The 23,826-nt window shown below is 65.1% G+C and carries 21 protein-coding genes; 17 read left to right on the top strand and 4 right to left on the bottom strand.

Features of this window, described 5'->3' with window-relative positions:
* Together CH262_RS14350 and mftD are read left to right on the top strand one after the other, a co-directional pair.
* Window positions 1-634 (top strand): alpha-hydroxy-acid oxidizing protein (locus CH262_RS14350; protein WP_179275010.1); only part of this gene is annotated, 634 nt, incomplete at its 5' end.
* Window positions 631-1,854, top strand: coding sequence for a pre-mycofactocin synthase MftD (gene mftD / locus CH262_RS14345; RefSeq protein WP_094717863.1), 1,224 nt, complete (start codon window positions 631-633; stop codon window positions 1,852-1,854). The genes CH262_RS14350 and mftD, both read left to right, overlap by 4 nt.
* Before the next feature lie 29 nt (window positions 1,855-1,883).
* Here the strand turns inward: mftD and CH262_RS14340 are convergent, their stop codons facing one another.
* The 3 genes from CH262_RS14340 to CH262_RS14330 all read right to left on the bottom strand — a co-directional run bounded on the left by CH262_RS14340 (window position 1,884) and on the right by CH262_RS14330 (window position 4,999).
* Window positions 1,884-2,615 carry an aspartate/glutamate racemase family protein gene (locus tag CH262_RS14340; RefSeq protein ID WP_094717862.1) on the bottom strand — a complete coding sequence of 244 codons (732 nt, stop codon included), beginning with the start codon at window positions 2,613-2,615 and terminating at the stop codon, window positions 1,884-1,886.
* A 10-nt stretch (window positions 2,616-2,625) separates the two neighbouring features.
* Complete coding sequence (locus CH262_RS14335; RefSeq protein WP_094717861.1) at window positions 2,626-4,179, bottom strand: NCS1 family nucleobase:cation symporter-1; 1,554 nt, start codon at window positions 4,177-4,179, stop codon at window positions 2,626-2,628.
* Window positions 4,180-4,273: 94 nt separating this feature from the next.
* Window positions 4,274-4,999, bottom strand: coding sequence for a GntR family transcriptional regulator (locus CH262_RS14330; protein ID WP_032371147.1), 726 nt, complete (start codon window positions 4,997-4,999; stop codon window positions 4,274-4,276).
* A gap of 70 nt (window positions 5,000-5,069) precedes the next feature.
* On the opposite strand from CH262_RS14330, the gene mftE reads away from it, so the two are divergent.
* The 13 genes from mftE (at window position 5,070) to CH262_RS14265 (ending at window position 21,217) form a co-directional block, all read left to right on the top strand.
* Window positions 5,070-5,756 (top strand): mycofactocin biosynthesis peptidyl-dipeptidase MftE, encoded by a 687-nt coding sequence (gene mftE, locus CH262_RS14325; protein ID WP_048319836.1) that lies wholly within the window; start codon window positions 5,070-5,072, stop codon window positions 5,754-5,756.
* A gap of 126 nt (window positions 5,757-5,882) precedes the next feature.
* Entirely contained in the window at window positions 5,883-7,280 is a 1,398-nt protein-coding gene (gene mftF, locus CH262_RS14320; protein WP_027496281.1) for a mycofactocin biosynthesis glycosyltransferase MftF, read from the top strand.
* A gap of 3 nt (window positions 7,281-7,283) precedes the next feature.
* The gene (mftG, locus tag CH262_RS14315) at window positions 7,284-8,831 is read left to right on the top strand and encodes a mycofactocin dehydrogenase MftG (protein ID WP_094717860.1); all 1,548 of its coding nucleotides are present in this window, start codon (window positions 7,284-7,286) and stop codon (window positions 8,829-8,831) included.
* A 57-nt stretch (window positions 8,832-8,888) separates the two neighbouring features.
* Complete coding sequence (locus CH262_RS27655; RefSeq protein ID WP_167326762.1) at window positions 8,889-9,026, top strand: hypothetical protein; 138 nt, start codon at window positions 8,889-8,891, stop codon at window positions 9,024-9,026.
* Between the two features lie 109 nt (window positions 9,027-9,135).
* Window positions 9,136-10,431: a transcriptional regulator gene (locus tag CH262_RS14305; protein ID WP_027496283.1), complete on the top strand. Its 1,296-nt coding sequence runs from the start codon at window positions 9,136-9,138 to the stop codon at window positions 10,429-10,431.
* Between the two features lie 121 nt (window positions 10,432-10,552).
* Window positions 10,553-12,076: an acetaldehyde dehydrogenase ExaC gene (gene exaC / locus CH262_RS14300; RefSeq protein WP_027496284.1), complete on the top strand. Its 1,524-nt coding sequence runs from the start codon at window positions 10,553-10,555 to the stop codon at window positions 12,074-12,076.
* Window positions 12,076-12,615, top strand: coding sequence for a DUF779 domain-containing protein (locus CH262_RS14295; RefSeq protein WP_179275009.1), 540 nt, complete (start codon window positions 12,076-12,078; stop codon window positions 12,613-12,615). Before exaC ends, CH262_RS14295 begins: the two co-directional genes overlap by 1 nt.
* Before the next feature lie 117 nt (window positions 12,616-12,732).
* Complete coding sequence (locus CH262_RS14290; RefSeq protein WP_094715824.1) at window positions 12,733-13,716, top strand: cation diffusion facilitator family transporter; 984 nt, start codon at window positions 12,733-12,735, stop codon at window positions 13,714-13,716.
* A 121-nt stretch (window positions 13,717-13,837) separates the two neighbouring features.
* Window positions 13,838-15,292 (top strand): ethanolamine permease, encoded by a 1,455-nt coding sequence (gene eat / locus CH262_RS14285; protein WP_094717859.1) that lies wholly within the window; start codon window positions 13,838-13,840, stop codon window positions 15,290-15,292.
* A complete protein-coding gene (locus tag CH262_RS14280) occupies window positions 15,289-16,701 on the top strand; it encodes an ethanolamine ammonia-lyase subunit EutB (protein WP_094717858.1) in 1,413 nt (470 codons plus the stop codon). Before eat ends, CH262_RS14280 begins: the two co-directional genes overlap by 4 nt.
* A 59-nt stretch (window positions 16,702-16,760) precedes the next feature.
* Window positions 16,761-17,534, top strand: coding sequence for an ethanolamine ammonia-lyase subunit EutC (gene eutC / locus CH262_RS14275; protein WP_032365646.1), 774 nt, complete (start codon window positions 16,761-16,763; stop codon window positions 17,532-17,534).
* Between the two features lie 52 nt (window positions 17,535-17,586).
* A complete protein-coding gene (locus tag CH262_RS14270) occupies window positions 17,587-19,203 on the top strand; it encodes an AMP-binding protein (RefSeq protein WP_179275008.1) in 1,617 nt (538 codons plus the stop codon).
* 31 nt (window positions 19,204-19,234) lie between these two features.
* Entirely contained in the window at window positions 19,235-21,217 is a 1,983-nt protein-coding gene (locus tag CH262_RS14265) for an acetoacetate--CoA ligase (RefSeq protein WP_094717856.1), read from the top strand.
* Here CH262_RS14265 and CH262_RS14260 read toward each other — a convergent pair.
* On the bottom strand, window positions 21,193-21,627 hold the full coding sequence (locus CH262_RS14260; RefSeq protein WP_027496292.1) for an acyl-CoA thioesterase: 435 nt from the start codon (window positions 21,625-21,627) through the stop codon (window positions 21,193-21,195). The two genes, CH262_RS14265 and CH262_RS14260, sit on opposite strands and share 25 nt — an antisense overlap.
* 76 nt (window positions 21,628-21,703) lie before the next feature.
* Here CH262_RS14260 and CH262_RS14255 point away from each other — a divergent pair, with 76 nt between their 5' ends.
* Together CH262_RS14255 and CH262_RS14250 are read left to right on the top strand one after the other, a co-directional pair.
* Window positions 21,704-23,161 (top strand): amidohydrolase, encoded by a 1,458-nt coding sequence (locus CH262_RS14255; RefSeq protein WP_094717855.1) that lies wholly within the window; start codon window positions 21,704-21,706, stop codon window positions 23,159-23,161.
* A gap of 80 nt (window positions 23,162-23,241) precedes the next feature.
* Window positions 23,242-23,667, top strand: coding sequence for a PPOX class F420-dependent oxidoreductase (locus CH262_RS14250; protein ID WP_027496298.1), 426 nt, complete (start codon window positions 23,242-23,244; stop codon window positions 23,665-23,667).
* The last annotated feature ends 159 nt before the right edge of the window (window positions 23,668-23,826 follow it).

Genomic DNA, 23,826 nt, shown 5'->3' with positions numbered 1-23,826 from the left:
GGTCCAGTTCGCTCCCGAGGGCGTCATGCGTCCGAAGTGGTTGTGGGAGTTCGCGAAGACCGGGAAGATCCCGGATCTGACGACCCCGAACCTGACCCCACCGACGGGTGGTCCGGCTCCGACGTTCTTCGGTGCTTATGGGGAGTGGATGGGGACTCCGTTGCCGACGTGGGAGGACGTGGCGTGGTTGCGTGAGCAGTGGGGTGGGCCGTTCATGCTCAAGGGTGTGATGCGGGTCGATGATGCGAAGCGGGCTGTCGATGCCGGTGTTACGGCGATTTCGGTGTCCAATCATGGTGGTAACAATCTCGATGGGACGCCGGCTCCGATTCGGGCGTTGCCGGCGATCGCGGAGGCGGTCGGTGATCAGGTCGAGATCACCCTCGACGGCGGCATCCGCCGGGGTAGTGATGTGGTCAAGGCGTTGGCGTTGGGTGCGCGGGCGGTGTTGATCGGTCGGGCGTACCTGTGGGGTCTGTCGGCGAACGGTCAAGCGGGAGTGGAGAACGTGCTCGACATCCTGCGCGGCGGAGTCGATTCCGCGGTGTTGGGGCTCGGGCACACCTCGGTGCACGATCTGTCACCGTCGGATGTGGTGATGCCCGCCGGATTCGATCGGAAGCTGGGTGTGTGACCGACTGGTTCGAGACTGTCGCCGAAGCGCAGCGGCAAGCGCGTAAGCGACTTCCGGCATCGGTGTATTCGGCGCTGATGGCGGGGTCCGAACGTGGTCTGACGGCGGGCGACAACACCGCTGCCTTCGCCGAGCTCGGGTTCGCCCCACACGTGGCCGACCTGTCGGATTCGCGTGAGTTGTCGACGACGCTGATGGGGCAGCCGTTGTCGTTTCCGGTGATGATCTCCCCGACGGGTGTGCAGGCCGTGCACCCCGACGGGGAGGTGGCGGTGGCGAGGGCTGCGGCGGCACGGGGCATTGCGATGGGGTTGTCGTTGTTCGCGAGCAAACCGATCGAGGAGGTCGTCGCGGCGAATCCGCAGACGTTCTTTCAGGTGCATTGGGTGGGTTCGCGGGAGTTGTTGGCGCACATGCTCGATCGGGCGCGCGCTGCGGGTGCCGTCGGGCTGATCGTGACGATGGACTGGTCGTTCTCCGAGGGCCGCGATTGGGGGAGTCCGGTGATACCCGAACGCCTCGACGCGCGGGCGATGCTGCGGCTGGCACCGGAAGTGTTGGCCCGTCCGCGGTGGCTCGCCCGGTGGGCGCGGTCAGGGACGTTCCCGGATCTGACGGCACCCAATCTTGCTGCGCCCGGGAAATCGGCGCCGACGTTCTTCGCGGCGTATCGGGAGTGGATGTCCACCCCGCTGCCGTCATGGGAGGACATCGCGTGGCTACGCGCGCAGTGGGACGGGCCGTTCATGCTCAAGGGCATCGGTCGGGTCGATGACGCGCGCCGGGCCGTCGATGCCGGGTGCACCGCTATTTCTGTCTCTAATCATGGTGGTAACAATCTCGACGGTTCGCCGGCGTCGATTCGGATGTTGCCTGCGATTGCCGAGGCGGTGGGCGATCAGGTCGAGGTCACCCTCGACGGCGGGATCCGGCGGGGCAGCGACGTCGCGAAAGCACTCGCCCTCGGCGCGCGGGCGGTGTTGATCGGGCGGGCGTATCTGTGGGGTCTGGCGGCGAACGGTCAGGCCGGAGTAGAGAACGTGCTCGACATTCTGCGCGGTGGCTTGGATTCGGCGGTCCTCGGTCTTGGACACTCGTCGGTACACACCCTCGAACCGACCGACGTCGTTGCACCACCCGCCTTCACCCGAGCGAATCAGCTCCCTGGTTTGGAATATCCGACGCCGATCGGAGTCCGGGATACGGAACCAAGGAGCTGATTCGATCGACAACCCAGCGCAGCTGACGCTCAGGCCCTGCTGAATCCCTCGAGCATGCCGGTGTACAGCTTGGGCGGAGGAGTCGCGAACTCTCCACGCTTACCGGTCCCGAGTCCCAGGGTGACGAGGGATTGCACGAACAAGGTTCCCGCTGCAACCCCGTCGACGACGGGCACTCCGATTTCGGACGAGATGTGTCGGCAGAGATCGGCCATACCCGCGCAGCCGAGGACCACGGCATCACTACCGTCCGTCTCTACCGCGATGCGGCAGGCCTCGGTGACGATCTTGCGAGCGTCGGGGTCGGTTTCGAGATCGAGGACGGGCAGGTCGCACGCATGGATGCCGAGGCACTGCCGTCCGAAGCCGTAATGGTCGGCCAAATCCTGTGCCCGTCCGATCGTGCGTGCGAGCGTGGTGACGACGCTGAAACCGCGGCCGAGAAAACTCGCGGCATGCATGGCCGCTTCCGCGATCCCGATGACGGGCCCCGATGCGAGCTCGCGGGCCGCGTCGATGCCGGGGTCGCCGAAACAGGCGATGACGTAGCCGTCGACCCCGGCGGCCTCGCCGCGGGCGATCTCGGCGAGAATGCCTGGGACACTGAGGGCTTCGTCGACGTGGCTTTCGATCGACACCGGCCCCATGGATGGGCTGACCGCATCGACGACCGTGCCCGGGCCGACTACGGCCCGGGCACAGTCTCCGATCGTTGCGGTCATCGAACTCGTGGTGTTCGGATTGATGACCTTGATGAGCACGTGCGAGATCCTATGCTTTCACTGGAGTGTCGAAGTTGGTGACGGCCAGCTTTGTCCGCGTCGCGAGGTAGAAGTACATCGCGAATCCGATGCCGCATCCGATGAACCAGCTGTACTTGGACGCCGTGGACATTCCGGCGATCTGCATGCCGTCGATGGCTCCGTTGAACAGCACGGTGAACATGGCCACCAGAGCGCCGACGATGGTGGAGTACACCGCAGCCGGGTTGTATCCCTTGGAGTACCAGTACAGACCCGTCGTCGACATCGAGAACAGCTCGTCGACGACGACCTTCTGCTTGCGGACGAGGTAGTAGTCGGCGATCAGAATGCCGAACAGTGGTCCGATGAATGCGCCGAGAGTTTCGAGGGTCAGGTGGATGACGTCGGGATTGTTGTACAGGTTCCACGGGGTGATCAGCACCGAACCGATGGCGGCGATCATTCCGCCTGCGCGCCAGCTGATGCGCTGCGGGCTGACGTTGGAGAAGTCGAACGCGGGGGAAATGAAGTTCGCGACGATGTTGATGCCGATAGTGGCGATCGTGAACGTCAGGGCACCGAGAACGATGGCGAACGTGCTGTCGATTCGAGCGACGGTCTCGACCGGGTCGGTGATCAGCTCACCGAACACGGGGAGCGTCAACGACGCCGTGACGACCACCAGGATCGAGAAGACCAGGAAGTTGACCGGGAGGCCGAGGAAGTTGCCCTTCTTCACTGCGGCGTAGGACTTGCCGTAGCGGGAGAAGTCGCCGAAGTTGAGCATGGGGCCGGAGAAGTAGGAGACCACGAGAGCGATGGCCCCGAGCATCACCGGAATCGAGCTCAGGCCCGTGTGCTCGACCTCGCCGAGGTTGAGATCGATTGCGCCCCAGCCTGCTTTCCAGATCAGGTAGCCACACAGCATGAACATCACGACGTAGACGGCGGGCCCGCAGAAGTCGATGAACTTGCGGATCGATTCCATGCCGCGCCAGAAGACCGCTGCTTGAACGACCCAGAGGAACAGGAAGCTGGCCCAACCGAGCAGGGACAGACCGGCGAAGCCGTAGTCGGCGGTGACGGCGTACGGGGCCAGTGACGGGAACAGCTTGATCAACACGATGTCGAGGGCTGCCGATGCCAGGAACGTCTGGATGCCGTACCAGGCCACGGCGATCAGACCGCGAATGATGGCGGGGATGTTGGCACCGAGGACGCCGAACACGCTGCGACAGATGACCGGGTAGGGCACCCCGGAAACCTGGCTCGGCTTGGCGACGAGGTTGCAGAAGAAGTACACGATGGTGATGCCGACGAGCAGCGCGATCAGCACCTGCCAGCTCGCCAACCCGAGTGCGAAGAGGCTGCCGGCCGTGACGTAGCCACCCACCGAGTGCACGTCGGACATCCAGAAAGCGAACAGGTTGTAGGACGTCCAGGTCTGCTTCTTCAGCGGAGCGAGGTCTTCGTTGGTCAGCCGTGGGTCGTAGCTGTCCTTGATCAGGCCTCCACCGACGGGGTGGCCCGCGGCTTCCACGAGATCTCCCGTTTGGGCGGGACCGTGCGCTGTATCTGTCATCGATGCTCCTGACGGCCGGGCATTGAATGGAACGAGTGAATGGGGAAAAGCTAGCGGCGAAGTATTGCGCCCTCGTGACGTGAGCGATATATCTTCAGCCCGGCGTTTCCGTGGGTGGATCGGCAAACAATCCGTGATCGTTCGACAATGTCGAAATGACCGAATTGAGACGCGTGTGATGGTGCTGGGCAGCGCGCAACAGTGCGTCGGAGTCGCGATCGAGGAAGGCGGCGATCATGTCGGCGTGGTCGTCGTGCAGTGACGCCCGATCGGATCCGGCGACATGCACCATCGGTTGCACGGGTTCGGTGATGTTCCAGGCGGATTCGAGCATGTGCAGGAGTCGGTGCATCCGCGACGGCCGGGTCAACGACAGGTGGAATTCGCGAGAGAGGCGGTGGTACTCGCGTGAGTCGTCCTCGGTCAACGAGGCCTCGAGCTGCCGGTTGATCTCGATCAGGTGCGCGCGATCGGCATCGGTGGCCTGTTCTACCGCGATCGGGAGTGCGGCAGTTTCGAGAACCTCACGCACGATGTACATTTCGCGCAGTTCAGCCGCTGTCAGCTGCGCCACTCGGTAGCCGAGATTGGGTCGATGGTCGACCAATCCCTCGCCGATCAGAGTCTTCAGGGATTCGCGTACCGGAATGCGGCTCACGCCGAACAATTCCGCGACCTCGTCTATCGGAATGGGTGTATTCGGAGGAGCGTCACCGGCAAGGATGACGCGTCGGAGCTCGTCCAGAATTGTCGGCTGCGGGCCACCCGGTGCCGATATGGACAATTGCGAGAGCAATATCGACCGACGGCGGGGTGGCACGAATCGAAGATTATCGGCCGTGTGTTTCGTCCGCGTGACGGCTCGGTTCCGTCCGATAGCATCTGCACTCATGGCCACTGACACGCTCGGTACCCAGTACTGGCCGGACATCGTCGGACCGAAGCTTCTCGTGGTTCCGGTCGGCTCGCTCGAGCAACACGGGCCGCACCTACCTCTCGATACCGATACCCGCATCGCCGACGCCGTCGCGCGAACAGTTCCGAACGCTCTCGTGGCACCCGCGGTGGCGTACGGCTCCAGCGGCGAGCACGAGGGCTTCGGCGGCACCGTGTCCATCGGGTCCGCCGCGCTCGAGGCGCTGTTGGTGGAATACGGGCGCTCCGCGTGTCGGTGGGCAGAGAGGGTCGTCTTCGTCAACGGCCACGGCGGCAACGGTCCCACCCTGCGCTCGGCGGTGACGCTGTTGCGCTACGAGGGGCGCGACGTCGTATGGTTCCCGTGCTCGGTGCCGGGAGCGGATGCGCATGCCGGACGCACCGAAACATCGCTGCTGCTGCATCTTTCGGCCGACGTGGTCGACATGACGAAAGCGGCACCGGGAAACACCACCGAGATCGCGGCTCTACTGCCCGAGCTGCGCGCCGGCGGCCTGGCGCCCGTCACGGCCAACGGTGTGCTCGGCGATCCCCTCGGGGCCACCGCCGAGGAGGGACGGCTCATTTTCGAGCAACTGCGGGAACGCGTGCTGGGTGCGGTGCAGAGATGGAGTCCGTCCCCGCACGGCGTCATCGTGTGAGCGATCGCGGTGCAGAACCGGCGGAAAGCCTGTTCGAGGCCTCGAACAGAAACGGGGAGCAGGTATGTTCCGACCGATTTACCGGGTGGCCGACACACCGACCGTTTGTCCGCTTACGATGCCCTGATGGGTGAAGGTCGGTTGCCTGACGGCTTCGGGGTGCGAGTGGATCCACGCGTACGCACATTCTCCGAGGGACGCGTTCTGATCGGTGGTTCACCGATGCGGATGCTCACGTTGGCACCGACGGCCGCGGCAATGATCGGTGACGGTTTCATCGAGGTGACCGACTCGCAGTCCGCCCTCGTGGCGCGCAAACTGCTCGACTCGGGGGTGGGCAACCCGCGGCCCATGTCCATCCCGTCGCCCAGTGATGTCACCGTCGTGGTGCCGCTCAAGAACAACGAGGCCGGGCTCGCGCGGCTGATCACGGCGATGCACGGCATGCATGTGATCATCGTCGACGACGGATCCGACGTCCCTGTGGCAGTTCCTGCCGTGTCGTGGAGCGTGGGTAGCGTGACGGTGCTGCGGCACGAGACCTCACGCGGGCCGGCGGCCGCACGTAATACTGGACTGCGTTGCGCTACAACGGATTTCGTTGCTTTTCTGGACTCGGACGTGGTGCCGCGCAAGGGCTGGCTCGAGGTGATGCTCGGGCACTTCTCGGATCCGGCGGTGGGCCTGGTGGCACCCCGAATCGTCGCGCTGGAGCCCGAGGGCAGCGCACTGGCCCGCTACGAGCACGCCCGCTCCTCGCTCGACCTCGGACGCAAGGAAGCGGCGGTGCGCGCAGGAAGCGCGGTGTCGTACGTACCCAGTGCCGCCATGTTGCTTCGCCGGTCTGCTGCGGTGGAATGCCACGGGTTCGACGAGTCGATGCACGTGGCCGAGGACGTCGATCTGTGCTGGCGTCTGCAGGAGGCGGGCTGGCGACTGCGCTACGAGCCCGTGGCCCACGTGGCGCACGAGCACCGCGTCGCTTTCGTCGAATGGTTCGCCCGCAAACTGTTCTACGGCACCGGTGCCACGCCGTTGTCCGCGCGTCATCCGGGCATGGTGCCACCGATCGCGATGTCGCCGTGGACGTTGGTGACGTGTCTGCTCGCGGCCAGCCTGACGCGTATCGGATTGCTCGGCGCTCTGGCCAGTTTCGGGGTCACGGTCGTTCGGCTGCGCAAGATGTTCGTCGGTCTCGATCAGCCCACCCGCATCGCGGCCGTTCTCGCTGCCGAGGGCTTCGTGGCCGGGTTGTGGCAACTTGCCTCGGCGCTGTGTCGACATTATTGGCCGATCACGTTGCTCGCGGTGTTGTTGTCGAGCCGTATCCGGAAGATCGCGCTCGGTATGGCTGTGGCAGAAGCGTGTTCGGATTGGTACAAGCATCGTGAACTGGGCGGGCTCGATCCGGTTCGATACATCTTCTTCAAACGCGCCGACGACATCGCGTACGGAACCGGGCTGTGGAGCGGCGCGCTGTCGGCTCGTTCCATCGAGGCGTTGAAGCCCCGCCTGGACGGCTGACCCGTGCGCCGGGAAGGCCGGGCCGACGCCGAGGGAAGTCCACTCGACGCCGACGTCATCGTCGTCGGAGGCGGGTCGTGCGGCTGTGTCGTCGCGGCGCGACTGAGCGAGAATCCCGACCGCTCAGTTTTGCTGCTCGAAGCCGGGCCGGCATCTGCGGGGGTCGACGACATTCCGCGCAGCCTGGGCGACTCGACGACGCTCCCCATCGGTCCGGACAGCCGGTGGGTGAGCCGCTACAACGCCGAACTCACCCGCGACGTCACGCGCACGGTGACCCGGGGCCGAGTGCTCGGCGGATCGGGTGCCGTCAACGGTGGCTACTTCGTCCGGGCGATCCCCGCCGACTTCGATGCGTGGCCACAATCGAACTGGTCGTTCGATCAGGTGCTGCCGTTCTTTCGTCGTTCCGAGAGCGATCACGACCTCGATGCCGCCGGCGGTACCGGCATCGCGCGTCGCTGGCACGGAACGGAGGGGCCGATGCCGATCACCCGACCGCCCGCGCGGGCCTGGCATCGGGTGACCGCCGCGTTCGTGGACTCGGCGACGGACGCCGGGATCGACTACCGCAAGGACCTGAATGCTCCCGATGCGGGGGCGGGCGGTGTCGGTGCTGTTCCCTCGAACGTTCTGGGCGGGACACGGGTGAGCGCGGCCAGGGCCTACCTCCTGCCGAATGCCGACCGGACCAACCTTCGTATCCAGGGTGATACGACGGTCGTGTCGTTGAAGTTCAACGGCAGCAAGGTGATCGGAGTGGAGACAGTCGTCGGCGGAGTGCGCAGAATCGTTCGAGCCGATACCGTGATCGTGTCGGCGGGGTCCGTGCACACGCCCGCGCTGCTGATGCGATCGGGCATCGGTGATCCCGAAAACCTTGTCCCGCTGGGTATCTCGATGTTGGTCGACAGTCCGGGTGTGGGTCGCGGATTCTCCGACCACCCCGAGGTCGCCGTTCCCCTCGTTCCGAAACATTCCCCCGAACATTGCCCCGATGATCGGTTGTCGTCTCCGCTCGAGGCGGTGCTGCACGCGGGCGACGCGGAAATCCGGCCGTACACGAGGCGGTTCGACGAATTGATACCCGGACTGGACGTGGGGCCGCACTCGTTCGGCGTCGGTCTGATGCGGTCGACCGCGCGAGGACGCATCGTGTTGCGCACGGCGGACGCGTTCACTCCTCCCGCGGTGAACTACCACTACCTCGAATCGGAACAGGACCGTCGGGCGATGCGAGACGGGGTCGAACTCGCCGTCGACCTGCTCCGATCCCCGGCCATGGCGTCGGTCGTGGACGTTCCCGCCATCGCCGATCCGCTCGCGCCACTCGGTACGTCGCTGCACCTGTCCGGAAGCGCTCGAATGGGGCCAGAATCTGATCCGGGGTCGGTTCTGGACGACCATTGTCGGGTGCGTGGGATCGACGGCGTGTACGTCGTCGACACCTCGGCGTTCCCGGTAGTGCCCAGCAGAGGGCCCCACGCAACGGCCGTCATGTTCGCCGAACGGGCCGCGGTGCTGATCGATCAGCACGATCGCGGCGCATGAGGCGTAGCGTTCGTGGTCTGGGGACCGTTCAGGTTCCCCAACAGATGGGTTTCTGCCATGTCGGACAAATCGCCCCGCAACACGATGACCAAGAAATCCGGCAAATCGCTCAAGGACAAGCGCGCCGACAAGCGAGCGAAGTCGAGTGGCGACACCAGCAACGACATCATCACCTCCGCCGTCAAGAAGAAGTAGCCGGTCGTCGTCGACGGGACCGGCCCCGGTCGCACCCGTCGACAGCGGCTGTATCCTTGCCTGTGAGCTGGGTTACAACGATGTGGACAGGTCACGGAGGAAGCGTCGAATGGCAAGCCGATCGGACAGTGGCGGCAACCCCTGGGTCGCAGTGCGTCCCGGTGAGGATGTCACTGTGCTGGCGCGCCAAATGTCCAGTGCCCATCAATCTTTCGTCGACGACATTCGTACTCACGGCTCGGCGGTGCGGTCCGTCGTACTCGACTCGTGGATGCGAAGTCGAACCAAGGGTGTCGACCCGGACGGCGGTAGTCAGGCACCGGCCCTGAGCGGACCGGACCTCGACCGCTATCGCAACGGGCATCCGATGGCACTCATCCGCCCGGTGATCCGCAAACTGCTCGTCGAGGACGCCTCCGACACCGGTCTGCTCGTTGCGATCTCCGACGCGGAGGGCCGCCTGCTGTGGGTCGAGGGCGATTCCTCGGCCAAGGACCGTGCGCTGACGATGGATTTCGCCGAGGGCGTCGATTGGAGCGAGGAGAGCAAGGGGACCAACGCTCCGGGAACGGCACTCGCCGTCGATCACAGCGTGCAGATCTTCGCGTCCGAGCACTTCTCGCGATCGGTCCACGAATGGAGTTGCTCGGCAGCGCCGGTCCATCACCCCACCAGCGGCCACATCCTGGGAGCCATCGACATCACCGGCGGGCCGCGGGTGGCCGTACCCGAGGTGCTCTCGCTGGTGCGGGCTACCGTCGCAGCCGCCGAGTCCGAGTTACGCCTGCACCTGTTGAACTCGCCGAAATCGTTGGGCGACACGGCTCCTCGTCTCGAAGTTCTCGGATCCGGCCGGCCCGGAGTGGTGCGCGGCTCGGGCCGAACACCTCTCTCGCAGCGGCACGCCGAGATCCTCCTGTTGCTCGGCGATCATCCGGAGGGGCTCAGTTCGGACCATCTCGCCGTCCTGCTCGACGAGCAGGAACTCGACTCGGTGACCATCCGTGCAGAGATGTCGCGGCTGCGTAAGTCTTTCGGCACCGCAGGCCTCGCGTCCCGGCCGTACCGATTGGTCGGCGAGTTGTCCTCCGATGTCGGCGACATCCGACGTGCCCTGGACCGCGGCGACGTCGAGGCGGCTCTGCGGATCTACACCGGACCGGTGTTGCCCGGCTCGTCCGCACCCGGCATCGAGGAGATTCGCGAAGAATTGCGGTCTCGTATGCAGGCTGCACTGTTGCGGCTGGGGGATCCGGTGTTGCTCGCCCAGTGGACCTCCTCCATTCACGGTCGATCCGACGTGATCGCATGGGAGGCCTATCGCGCCACGCTGAGCCGCGATTCCGCACTCTACGGCCAGGTCAGCGCACGTATCGACCTGCTCGACCGCGATCTCGGAGTCTGACGCACCCGTCGCGGCGGTGCCGTCGGAGTGACGGCAACGTAGTTGCAACGTTGCACCCCCTAGTGTCCTGAATCACACACCGCATCAGCAGTGCAGCACGTGTCGATCAGGAGGATTTTCAATGTCCGTCTATGCCCGTCCAGGTACCGCCGATTCCGTCATGTCGTTCCAGTCGCGCTACGACAACTGGATCGGCGGCGAATGGGTGCCACCGGTCAAGGGCCAGTACTTCGAGAACCCGACTCCGGTCACCGGTGAGAACTTCTGCGAGGTCGCCCGTTCCACGTCCGAGGACATCGAACTCGCCCTCGATGCCGCGCACGCCGCCGCTCCCGCCTGGGGCAAGACGTCCGCGGCCGAACGCGCCGTGATCCTCAACAAGATCGCCGACCGCATCGCCGAGAACCTCGAGTCGATCGCTCTGGCCGAGTCCTGGGACAACGGCAAGCCGATCCGCGAGACCCTCAACGCCGACATCCCCCTCGCGGTGGATCACTTCCGGTACTTCGCCGGCTGCATCCGTGCGCAGGAAGGCTCACTGTCCGAGATCGACAGCGACACAGTCGCTTACCACTTCCACGAGCCGCTGGGCGTCGTCGGACAGATCATTCCGTGGAACTTCCCCATTCTCATGGCCGTCTGGAAGCTCGCGCCCGCGCTCGCTGCCGGTAACGCCGTGGTGCTCAAGCCCGCCGAGCAGACCCCCGCGTCGATCCTGCACCTGATCTCGATCATCGGCGACCTCCTGCCCCCGGGCGTGATCAACATCGTCAACGGATTCGGTGTGGAGGCAGGAAAGCCGCTGGCGTCGAGCCCGCGCATCGCCAAGATCGCCTTCACCGGCGAGACCACCACCGGCCGCCTGATCATGCAGTACGCGTCGCAGAACCTGATCCCGGTCACGCTCGAACTCGGTGGTAAGAGCCCCAACGTCTTTTTCTCCGACGTGCTCCAGGCCAACGACGACTACCAGGACAAGGCCCTCGAAGGCTTCACGATGTTCGCCCTGAACCAGGGCGAGGTGTGCACCTGCCCGTCGCGTTCGTTGATCCAGGCTGACATCTTCGACGAGTTCCTCGCACTGGCCGCGATCCGCACGAAGGCTGTGCGGCAGGGTGATCCGCTCGACACCGAGACCATGATCGGTGCCCAGGCGTCCAACGATCAGCTCGAGAAGATCCTCTCGTACATCGAGATCGGCAAGGGCGAGGGCGCACAGGTCGTCACCGGCGGCGAACGCGCACAGCTCGGCGGCGACCTCAACGGTGGTTACTACGTGCAGCCGACGATCTTCACGGGCAAGAACGACATGCGCATCTTCCAGGAAGAGATCTTCGGACCGGTCGTGTCGGTGACGTCGTTCAAGGACTACGACGACGCCATCGACATCGCCAACGACACCCTCTACGGACTGGGCGCAGGCGTCTGGTCCCGCGACGGCGGCGTTGCCTACCGGGCGGGCCGCGACATCAAGGCCGGCCGAGTGTGGACCAACACCTACCACCAGTACCCCGCGCACGCCGCGTTCGGCGGCTACAAGCAGTCGGGTATCGGTCGCGAAAACCACAAGATGATGCTCGATCACTACCAGCAGACCAAGAACCTGCTCGTGAGCTACGCCCAGAAGGCGCAGGGCTTCTTCTGATGGAGAACGCTCGGCCGCCCGCGCGGCTGAAGACAACCGCCGAGGCGATGGATCTTCTCCGTCGCCTCGGCGGTATCCACGGCGAACTGATGATGCATCAGTCCGGCGGATGCTGTGACGGCTCGTCGCCGATGTGTTATCCCGCAGGCGAATTCATCGTCGGCGATCGCGACGTTCTGCTCGGGTACATCGACCTCAGGCTCGGAGTGGGCGAGATAGCCCAGGACCTCCCCGAGGGTGTCGACGGCGTGCCGGTGTGGATCTCGGGTTCGCAGTTCCAAGCGTGGAAACACACCCAACTCGTACTCGACGTGGTGCCGGGCCGCGGCGGCGGATTCTCGCTCGAATCGCCAGAAGGCGTTCGCTTCCTGAGCCGTGGGCGCGCCTACACCGCGGAAGAGAACGAACTACTCGCCGAGCACCCACCGCTCGTCGGCGTCGACTGGGAAGAGGGCCGACGACCGCCGGTACCCGACGACCCACTCGTGGTCGCCGAGGCCGTCGACGCCTGTCCCGTGCCGGGAATGCTCCAGGGCTGAGTGCGGCTGCGCCGCAGTGGCGCGGCTCCGCTTCCGGGTCGTTCCGCGGGCTCCACTCCCGTGTGCCCCAGGCGGCACATAACCGCACCACTGCGCGCAGCGCATACAGTGCGAACGATGAAGAGCTCATCGAAGTCCGACGCGGCCGACGGCGGCGACAGCCTGCGCACCGTGGTGATCGCGTTCGTTGCCAACCTCGGTGTAGCCATTGCCAAGACGTTCGCGGCGGTGTTCACCGGGTCTGCGTCGATGGTCGCCGAGGCCGCTCACTCCTGGGCCGATACCGGTAACGAGATCTTCCTGCTCGTCGCCAATCGCCGCGGGGCGCGCGGCCCCGACGATCGGCGTCCGCTCGGGTACGGCCGGGAGACGTACTTCTGGTCGACGCTCGCGGCCATCGGCTTGTTCGTCGCCGGTGCGGCGGTATCGGTATGGCACGGCATCACCTCGTTGCTTGCCGGCGAGTCGAGCAGTGAGAACTACCTCGTCGCCTACGTCGTGCTCGCCATCGCCTTTCTGCTCGAGGGCGTGTCCTTCCTGCAGTCGGTACGGCAAATACGCGGCGAGGCAGCGCAATACGACAAGGACTTTCTCGATTACGCGTTGGAGACCTCGGATCCGACGCTGCGGGCAGTGTTCGCGGAGGACAGCGCGGCTCTGATCGGCATCGTGATCGCCGGTGCGGGAATCGGTTTGCACCAGCTCACCGGTTCGGCGGCGTTCGACGCCATCGGCTCGATTCTGGTGGGCGTTCTACTCGGGATCGTGGCGTTCGTGCTGATCGATCGAAACCGCCGATTCCTCACCGGGGAGCCAGGATCGAGAGCATTATGGAACGCGGTAGTGCAGCGAATCGAGCTACTCCCCGAGGTGGCGTCGGTCCGGTTCGTTCGCATCGAGTTCGTCGGTCCCAAACAGATCTACGTGGTGGCGAGTGTCGATCTCGTCGGTGACTTCGCAGAGTCACGCATCGCGCACACGCTCCGGCGGCTGGAGCGTGAGCTGGAAACCAACAGAGCTGTGGTGGACGCAGTACTGACAGTCGCAGAACCGGACGAGGGAGATATCGGTGACGTGAATGCGGTTGCACAGCAGCCGTAATTCGCCCGTCATTCACCGATGACACCCCGCTTACATCACGGACCTATCGTGAACCGGTTCGCGCGCCCCACACACCCGAATGGGCGTCCCCTCGCGAGGGACCTGGTACGAGAGGCTTGCAATGTCCGTGAAAGATCCACAGTCGCCTCACCCGAAATCCGGCTCCTACGAGGGCACACAGTCGCACGTCGAGGGCGGTGACTACCTGGCCAAGAGAACCTTGAAGAAGGGGACCGCCGGGTGGGTACTTCTCGCGGGCCTCGGTGTCAGCTACGTCATCTCCGGTGACTACTCGGGCTGGAACCTCGGTCTCGCCGAGGGCGGCTTCGGCGGTCTGCTCATCGCCGCGATCATCATCGCGGGCATGTATCTGGCCATGGTCCTCGGAATGGCCGAGATGTCCTCGGCACTGCCCGCTGCGGGCGGCGGCTACACCTTCGCCCGTCGTGCTCTCGGGCCGTGGGGCGGATTCGCCACCGGCACAGCGATTCTCATCGAGTACGCCATCGCTCCCGCCGCCATCGCCACGTTCATCGGCGCGTACGTGGAATCGCTCGGACTGTTCGGGATCACCGACGGGTGGTGGGTGTACCTGGTGGTCTATGCCGTGTTCATCGGAATCCACCTCTCCGGCGCAGGCGAAGCCCTCAAGATCATGTTCGTCATCACCGGCATCGCACTGGTCGGGCTCGTCGTGTTCGCCATCGCTGCCCTCGGACAATTCGATGCGAGCAACCTGACCGACATCGCGCCGACCGACGCAGCCGGTGCCTCGGGATTCCTGCCGTTCGGCTACCTCGGCATCTGGGCGGCTGTGCCGTTCGCCATCTGGTTCTTCCTCGCCATCGAGGGCGTGCCGCTGGCCGCCGAGGAGGCCAAGGATCCGACCAAGAACGTCCCGCGCGGCATCATCGCCGCCATGGGCGTACTGCTCGTCACCGGTGCCGTCGTGCTGTTCCTGGTGACCGGAGCGGGCGGGGCCGACGCCGTCAAGGAATCGGGAAACCCGTTGGTGGAGGCGCTCGGTGACGGGACTGCGAGCAAGATCGTCAACTACATCGGCCTGGCAGGACTGGTCGCGTCCTTCTTCTCGATCATGTACGCGTACTCGCGTCAGCTCTTCGCGCTGTCCCGTGCCGGCTATCTGCCGAAGACGCTGTCCATCACCAACTCTCGTAAGGCCCCTACGCTCGCGCTGATCGTGCCCGGCGTCATCGGATTCCTGCTCTCGCTGACCGGTCAGGGCGGAATGTTGCTGAACATGGCCGTGTTCGGTGCGGCACTGAGCTACGTTCTGATGATGGTCAGCCACATCGTGCTTCGCCGCAACGAGCCGAACATGGAACGGCCGTACCGAACCCCCGGGGGCGTTGTGACCACCGGATTCGCGTTGATCATCGCGGCACTGGCCGTCGTCGCCACCTTCGTCGTCGATTCCACTGCGGCACTGTGGTGTCTGGCAGTGTTCGTCGCGTTCATGGCCTACTTCGGCATCTACAGCAGACATCACCTGGTCGCCAACTCGCCCGACGAGGAGTTCGCCGCACTGGCCGAGGCCGAGGCCGAACTGGAATGACGATCTACACCCAGCAGGTATCCGGGACCACCTACACGTTCGACGGTCTGGTCGACCTGATGGCCAAAGCGACACCGCTGCGATCGGGTGACGAATTGGCCGGTTGCGCGGCCGAATCCGATGCCGAACGGGCTGCCGCGCAGTGGGCGTTGTCCGAGGTCTCCCTCGATGTCTTCCTGCACGATCTGCTCGTCCCGTACGAAACCGACGAGGTCACCAGGCTCATCATCGACTCACACGACAGGATTGCCTTCGGAGTCGTGTCACACCTGACGGTGGGTGGGCTGAGGGATTGGCTGCTGCAGGTGACCGCGGGGCCCGATGCGGCCGCGACACTGCGATCGGTCGCGGCCGGATTGACACCCGAGATGGTCGCGGCGGTCAGCAAGATCATGCGGAACCAGGATTTGATCGCGGTCTCTCGGGCCGCGCAGGTGACGTCGGCGTTCCGGACGACGATCGGCCTACCCGGGACTCTCACCACGCGTCTGCAACCCAACCACCCGACCGACGACCCGCGTGGCATCGCCGCGGCCACACTCGACGGGCTGCTCCTCGGGTCGGGTGACGCGGTCATCGGAATCAATCCCGCGACCGACTCACCTCAGGCCACCGCCGATCTGCTGCATCTGCTCGACGAGATTCGGCAGCGTTTCGAGATCCCGACACAGTCGTGCGTCCTCTCTCATGTGACGACGACGATGGAACTGATCGACAAAGGCGTACCGGTCGATCTGGTGTTCCAGTCCATCGCAGGCACCGAGGGTGCCAATTCGAGCTTCGGAGTGAACATTCCGTTGCTGCGCGAGGCCAACGAGGCCGGCAGATCGTTGCACCGCGGAACCGTCGGGAACAACGTCATGTACCTCGAAACGGGTCAGGGTTCGGCGCTGTCGGCAGGCGCGCACATCGGTACCGGCGACCGGCCCGTCGATCAGCAGACCCTCGAGACGCGTGCGTACGCCGTAGCCCGCGATCTCGAGCCGCTGCTGATCAACACCGTCGTCGGATTCATTGGGCCGGAGTACCTGTACGACGGCAAGCAGATCATCAGGGCAGGCCTCGAAGACCACTTCTGCGGCAAGCTTCTCGGACTGCCGATGGGAGTGGACGTCTGCTACACCAATCACGCCGAGGCCGATCAGGACGACATGGACACGTTGCTGACGTTGCTCGGTGCGGCCGGCGTCGCGTTCGTCATCGCAGTGCCGGGGGCCGATGACGTCATGCTCGGCTACCAGTCCCTGAGCTTCCACGATGTGCTCTACGTGCGACAGGTCCTCGGTCTGCGGCCCGCACCGGAATTCGAGTCGTGGCTCTCGCGGCTGGGGATGGCGGACGCCGACGGTCGAGTCCTCGACGTCGATGCCGCGGGATCGCCGCTGCGGGCCTTGATGAGTGCGCGATGAGCTCGCCTGCGGAACGACCCGAGGCAGGAGTGGAGCCTGCGGAACGACCGGATTTGGGAGTGGAGCCTGCGGAACGACCCGAGGCAGAGTTCTGGGGTGAATTGCGGGCGAGTACCCAAGCTCGGATCGGTCTGGGGCGCATCGGCGATTCGTTGCCGACGACGCGGGTGCTCGAGTTTCGCTCGGCGCACGCCGCGGCCCGGGATGCGGTGCACATGCCACTCGAGGTCGACGAGTTCGTGCGTCGGGTGGAGCAGGTGGGGCTCGGTACACCCTCGGTGGTGACGTCGTTGGCGACGAGCCGGGCCGAGTACCTGCGTCGTCCGGACCTGGGTCGTCAGCCGAAGGATCTGTCGGCGATTGCACATTCGGAGGACGAGATAGGCATCGTGCTGAGCGACGGATTGTCTCCCCGGGCCCTGGCGGACCACGGTGTCGCCATGGTGGAAGCGTTGAAAACCGAACTTGCCGAGCGGTATTCGATTGCTGCACCGGTCGTTGCGACCGAGGCCCGAGTGGCGCTCGGTGATCACATCGCGGCGGCGATGGGCGTGCGGACGGTACTGGTTCTCATCGGGGAGCGGCCGGGCCTGTCCGTCGCGGACAGTCTCGGTATCTACTTGACGCACCTTCCCAAGCCCGGCCGTACCGACGCCGATCGCAACTGCATCTCCAACATCCACCCGCCCGAGGGGCAGGGGTACGCGCAGTCGGCCCGTATCGTGGCAGGTCTGCTGGCCGGGGCCAGGAAGCTCGGACGGTCCGGCGTCGCGCTCAAGGACACGTCGCGCGCCGAGGTGCTCGAGGCTGCGGACGTCATCACGCTGGAGTAGGACCCCCATTCGGGGGTGGCCGGCCGTGACCGGCGTCACTACCGTGAGGCTCATGGACAGTTACGCCCGCGGCGATTCGGACACAGCGATACTCGACGACACGATCGGCCGAAACCTGCATCGCACCGTCGAGCGGCACGCCGAACGCGATGCCCTCGTCGATGTCGCATCGGGCAGGCGGTGGACCTACTCGGAGTTCGCGGCGGACGTCGAGTTGTTGGCGGCGGGGCTCCTCGTGGCCGGAGTACAAGTAGGCGATCGAGTAGGGATCTGGGCACCGAACTGCCCCGAATGGACGCTGGCGCAATATGCGACGGCGGAGATCGGGGCAATTCTGGTCAACATCAATCCGGCGTACCGCTCGCACGAGCTGCAGTTCGTGCTGAGACAGGCGGGTGTCTCGGTGCTGTTGTCGGCCACCGAGTTCAAAGGGTCCGACTACACGGCCATGATCGACGACGTGCGACCGGAAGTGACAACTCTGCGCGAGGTCCTCTTCATCGGAAGCATTCAGTGGGAAGCGATGACCGATCGAGGGCATCGAGCGTTGGCGAAGACTCCGCAGATGGTCGCCGACGTGTCGAGCACACTCCGCCCGGACGACGCGATCAACATCCAATACACCTCGGGTACAACGGGTTTCCCGAAAGGTGCGACGCTCAGTCACCGCAACATACTGAACAACGGCTTCTTCGTCGGCGAGCTCTGCCACTACACCGAGAACGACAGGGTCTGCATTCCGGTGCCGTTCTACCATTGCTTCGGCATGGTGATGGGCAATCTCGCGTGCACGTCGCACGGAGCAACGATGGTCATCCCCGGTCCCGCGTTCGACCCGGTGGCGACGTTGACGGCCGTGGCCGACGAGAAGTGCACCTCGCTCTACGGCGTACCGACCATGTTCATCGCCGAGTTGGCACTGGAGAACATCGGCGAATTCGATCTGAGCAGCCTGCGTACCGGAATCATGGCCGGATCACCCTGTCCCACAGAGGTGATGAAGCAGGTCATCGAACGCATGGGAATGGCAGAGGTGTCCATCTGCTACGGCATGACCGAGACGTCGCCGGTATCGCTGCAGACTCGCAGCGACGACTCGATCGAGCAGCGAGTGTCCACTGTCGGTCGTGTGGGACCGCACCTCGAAGTGAAGATCGTCGACCCCGTTCTCGGTGAGACACTGCCGCGAGGCGAGGCGGGTGAACTGTGCACCCGTGGCTACTCGGTGATGATCGGTTACTGGGAGCAGCCCGACAAGACCGCGGAGGCGATCGACAGCGACGGGTGGATGCACACCGGCGACATCGGGGTCATGGACGGTGACGGCTACGTCGCGATCACCGGGCGCATCAAGGACATGGTGATTCGCGGCGGCGAGAACATCTATCCCCGCGAGGTCGAGGAATTTCTCTATACCCACCCCGACATCCTCGACGCTCAGGTGATCGGTGTTCCCGACGAGAAGTACGGCGAGGAGTTGATGGCGTGGATACAGCTCAGAGACGGAGCCGCACCACTGGATTCGGACGCCGTACGGCAGTTCTGCAACGGTCGCCTCGCGCATTACAAGATTCCGCGCTACGTGCACGTCGTCGACGAGTTCCCGATGACCGTCACCGGTAAGGTGCGCAAGGTCGAGATGCGTGAACGCTCGCTCGGATTGATCTGAACCCAGCCGTTGGGCTGACATACTGACGTCCATGACCAGTGCGCTGTGGACGCCCACCGATACCGACGTCGAGCACGCTCGGGTCACCGAATTCTCGAGGTTCGTCGAGGCGCGCCACCAGGTGACGCTGCCCGACTACGCAGCGTTGTGGCGGTGGTCGATCGACGACATCGAATCGTTCTGGACAGCGGTGTGGGACTATTTCGACATTCGCTCCACCACCGAACCGGAGTCGGTGCTCGAGGGCCACGGCATGCCGGGGGCGCAGTGGTTCCCGGGTGCCGAGCTGAATTACGTCGATCAGGTCGTTCGGCACGCTCGAGGAGATCGAGCCGCCATTGTTCATGCCTCCGAGGACGGTTCGACGCGGACCGTCACGTGGTCCGAGATGATCGCCCAGGCCGGTGCGTTGGCGGGCACCCTGTCCGACGCGGGCGTCCGGCGAGGCGACCGCGTCGTCGGGTACCTGCCGAACGTGCCCGAGGCGATCATCGCCTTCCTGGCGACAGCAAGTCTCGGCGCGGTATGGGCTGCGTGTGGGCAGGACTACTCGGCGGCGGCAGCGCTCGACAGATTGGGGCAGCTCGATCCCGCGGCGTTGATCACCGCGTCCGGGTACGTCTACGGAGGGGCCTTCCGCGACAAAGGTGCGGACATGAACACTCTCGCAGAGGGATTGCCGACGGTACGCACGGTGGTCACGATCGGCGACGCTGCGGGAGCTGTGGGGACCGCGGGGACTGTGGGAACCGCGGGGGTTAGGCTGAATTGGGCGGACGCGACCGCGACACCGCGCGAGCTCGCTCCGGTCGCAGTGCCGTTCGATCACCCGTTGTGGGTCGTGTTCTCGTCGGGAACCACGGGACGGCCCAAGGGGATCGTGCACGGCCATGGTGGCGTGCTGCTCGAGCATCTCAAATCCGTTGCACTGCACTCGGATCTAGGACCCGACGATGTGTTCTTCTGGTACACGAGCCCGAGCTGGATGATGTGGAATTTCCAGGTGGCCGGCCTGCTCGTCGGGGCCACGATCGTGTGCGCCGACGGAAATCCCGCGTTCCCGAGAACGGATGCGCTGTGGGGCATTGCGGCCGCGCAGGGCGTGACGTACCTCGGTACCAGCCCCGGGTACGTCCTCGCGTGCATCAAGGCGGACGCACACCCCGGTGCCGATCACGATCTCTCGAGCCTGCGCGCCATCGGGATCACCGGGTCTGCGATGCCCGCGACGTCGTCGATCTGGCTGTCGGAGAACGTCGGAGCCCACGTACCGGTGTTTTCGATCTCCGGTGGTACCGATGTGGTGTCGGCGTTCGCCGGGGGAGTGCGGACCGTGCCGGTCTGGGCGGGCGAGTTGTCGGTTCCGTTCCTGGGGGTCGCGCTAGACGCCTTCGACGAGGCAGGCAGGTCGGTGCACGGCGCAGTGGGCGAACTGGTCGTCACCGAACCGATGCCGTCCATGCCGGTGCGGTTCTGGAACGATCCCGACGGAACCCGTTATCGGGACGCGTATTTCGATACCTATCCGGGCATCTGGCGGCACGGCGACTGGATCACCGTGACCGAACGCGGCAGCGTCGTCGTGCACGGTCGTTCCGATGCGACGCTGAACCGCAACGGGATTCGAATGGGAAGCGCAGACATCTATCAGGCCGTCGAATCTCTCGACGAGGTCACCGAGGCCCTGGTGCTCGGCATGGAACAGCCCGACGGGGGATACTGGATGCCGCTGTTCGTGGTGGTCCCGGATGGGCTCACCGCGGAGCTACGCGAGCGCATCGTTGCCGTCATCAGGACACAGGCGTCCCCGCGGCACGTTCCCGACGACATCGTCGCAGCGCCCGCGATCCCGCACACGCGGACCGGTAAGAAGCTCGAAGTGCCGCTCAAGAAAATGTTCCAAGGTGCTGCCGAGACAACTGCTCTCGACACCAGTGCCGTCGACGATCCGGAGGCGGTGCGCTGGTTCGCAGATCGTGCGGCGGAGTATCAGCGAGTCCAGCGCGCGAGGTAGGCCTTCTCCTCGGGTGCGATCCGGCGCAGAGTCTCTGCCCCGACGTCGACCATCGCCATGCGAGTGGTCGCCACCACCGCAGGCGGCGAATCCGGGGCCGCGCCCGCTGCCCGTACCTCGTAGCCGATGGTGAAATCGACCGCACGTACCTTCTCGAACCAGAGTGTGACGTCGAGCGGACCGTCGGAGTGCCGGAGCGGCTTCTTGTACGCGATGGTGACGTTCGCGATCAACGCACTCTTGATCAGGCTTTCGTTGGCCTCGCCCTCGCTGAGCAGCCATTCGATGCGCGCCTCTTCGAGCAGAGTGACCATCCGGGCGTGATTGATGTGCGCGAATGCGTCCATGTCCGACCACCGCACCGTGACGGTCGCGTGATATCCGACGGGGTCGGTCCGATCTGTCTGCATCGCCACAGGCTCTGTCTTCATTGCTAGAGGATGGCATGCGCGCCTGCGTCGGGGGCGACGCTCTAGAGTCCCAGGAGTGATTATCGCCAATGTCGCACTGGATGATTCCGGCGTGCTCTTCGACATCGAACTCGTCGGCTCGACCATCGGGTCCATCACCCCGGCCGGAAGCGATCGCACCCGCGGCGTCGAGGTCGTCGACGTGGCGGGGGGAGTGGCCCTGCCGGGTTTCGTGGACAGTCATGTTCATCTGACGCAATGGGCAGCGGCGCGGCGGCGTATCGACGTCGGGCCGGCCTCGTCGGCGGCCGATGCCGTGGCACTGGTGTTTCCCTATGCGCGCACAGCAGGCGATTCCGTAGTGCGCGCCAACGGGTTTCGGGACGCGCAGTGGCCCGACGAACCACACAAGGACCTGCTCGAGAACGCGCTGCCCGGTGTGCGTGTGGCGTTGACGAGCATGGACCTGCACACGCTGTGGCTGAGTCCGGCGCTGCTGCGCGATCTCGGTATCGACCATCCCACCGGAGTGCTTCGTGACGTCGACGGTCTCGAGGCCGTCATGGCGCTGGAGGCCTTGGAGGACCCGGCCGAGTTGGACCGAGCGGTGCTCGACGCCACCGCGGCACTGGCGGTCCGCGGAGTGACCGGCGTCGTCGATTTCGAGTTCGCGGACAACCGGACGGTCTGGGATCGACGCCTGTCGGCCGGATCTCCCGCAGTGCGCGTCGACACCACGGTGTGGCCGCAGTGGCTCGACGAAGCGCTCGATCGTGGGGAGCGCACCGGCGACGTCTCGGCCGTCTCGGACATGATCAGGCGCGGACCGCTGAAGGTCATGCTCGACGGCTCGCTGAACACCAGAACGGCCTGCTGTCACGATCGCTACCCGGGCGTCGACGGTGACAACGCCTACGGACTGTTGCTCGAGACCCGCGACGGACTGTTCGAGCTCGTCTCTCGCGCAGCTCGCGGCGGAATCACCTCTGCTGTCCATGCGATCGGTGACCGGGCGAACGGTGTTGCGCTCGATGCGTTCGAGCGGGCCGGTTGCGGAGGTCGTATCGAACACGCGCAGCAGCTCGTCCCCGAAGACATCGCACGCTTCGCGGCGCTGGGCGTTGCGGCGTCGGTGCAGCCGCAGCACGCCATGGCCGATCGCGACATCGCCGAGGATCTGTGGGCAGGTCGACGCTCGGTGGCCTACGGCTACGGGTCGCTACATCGAAGCGGTGCCACGCTGCTCTTCGGCTCCGACGCTCCGGTGAGTCCACCGGAGCCACTGGCAGGCGTTGCGGCGGCGGTATTCCGAACCGACGACGACCGGCCGCCGTGGCATGCCGAGGAATCGGTTCCTCTCGGCGCGGCACTGCGAGCGGCGAGCGGCGACCGCGCTGCGCTCCGCGTCGGGGACGTCGCGGACATCGTCGTTCTCGAAGAGCACCCGGTGCATCGCTCGGCGCACGATCTGGCCGACACGGAGGTGCGGGCCACGATCTGCGCGGGTCTGCTCACCCACGTCGGCCCGGCTTAGCATCGTCGATCGGGCGGCACGTCCTGGCCGAGTTCGTCGGTGACGTGAACCTGTCGGTCCGGCCGAGTAGCGTGACGTCGATGACGTCTTTCACCGATCCACGCGTGCGAGAGTTTCTGTCGGCAGGTACCCGCACCGGAAAGGTCGGCTACCTCGCTTCGGACGGACGGCCCCTGGTCGCCCCGATCTGGTTCGTCGTCGAGGACGATTCCATCGTGTTCAACACCGGAGCCGATACCGCCAAGGGGCGAGCGATTCGCAGGGACCCTCGGATCGTGTTGACCGTCGATCTCGAAGAGCCGCCGTACGGGTTCGTGCAGGTGCAGGGCGTTGCCTCGATCGACGAGGATCCCCGAGAACTGGTGCGTACGGCCACCGAGATCGGAGCGCGGTACATGGGCCGCGACAGAGGGGAGGAGTTCGGCAGACGCAATGGAGTTCCGGGCGAATTGATCGTTCGTTTGGTACCTACCAAGGTGATTGCCGCTTTCGACATGACGGCGTGACAACCGACGAACTCCGCGCGTGCGGGCCTGTAGATTGGCCGGGTGCCGAATCCAGCCACCGGTTCTGCACGTACGGGGGCGGGTGCTCTCGACGCGTGCTGGGCATGTAACGGTCCGGCCCATCTCGACGGATAAGTACTGAAAGGTAACTTCCGAGTT

The sequence above is a fragment of the Rhodococcus sp. 05-2255-1e genome (genome assembly GCF_002259025.1).
GTDB classification, from domain to species: domain Bacteria; phylum Actinomycetota; class Actinomycetes; order Mycobacteriales; family Mycobacteriaceae; genus Rhodococcoides; species Rhodococcoides fascians.
Note: the sequence above shows the minus strand (reverse complement) of the source record. Positions and strands in the feature narration are given on the sequence as shown.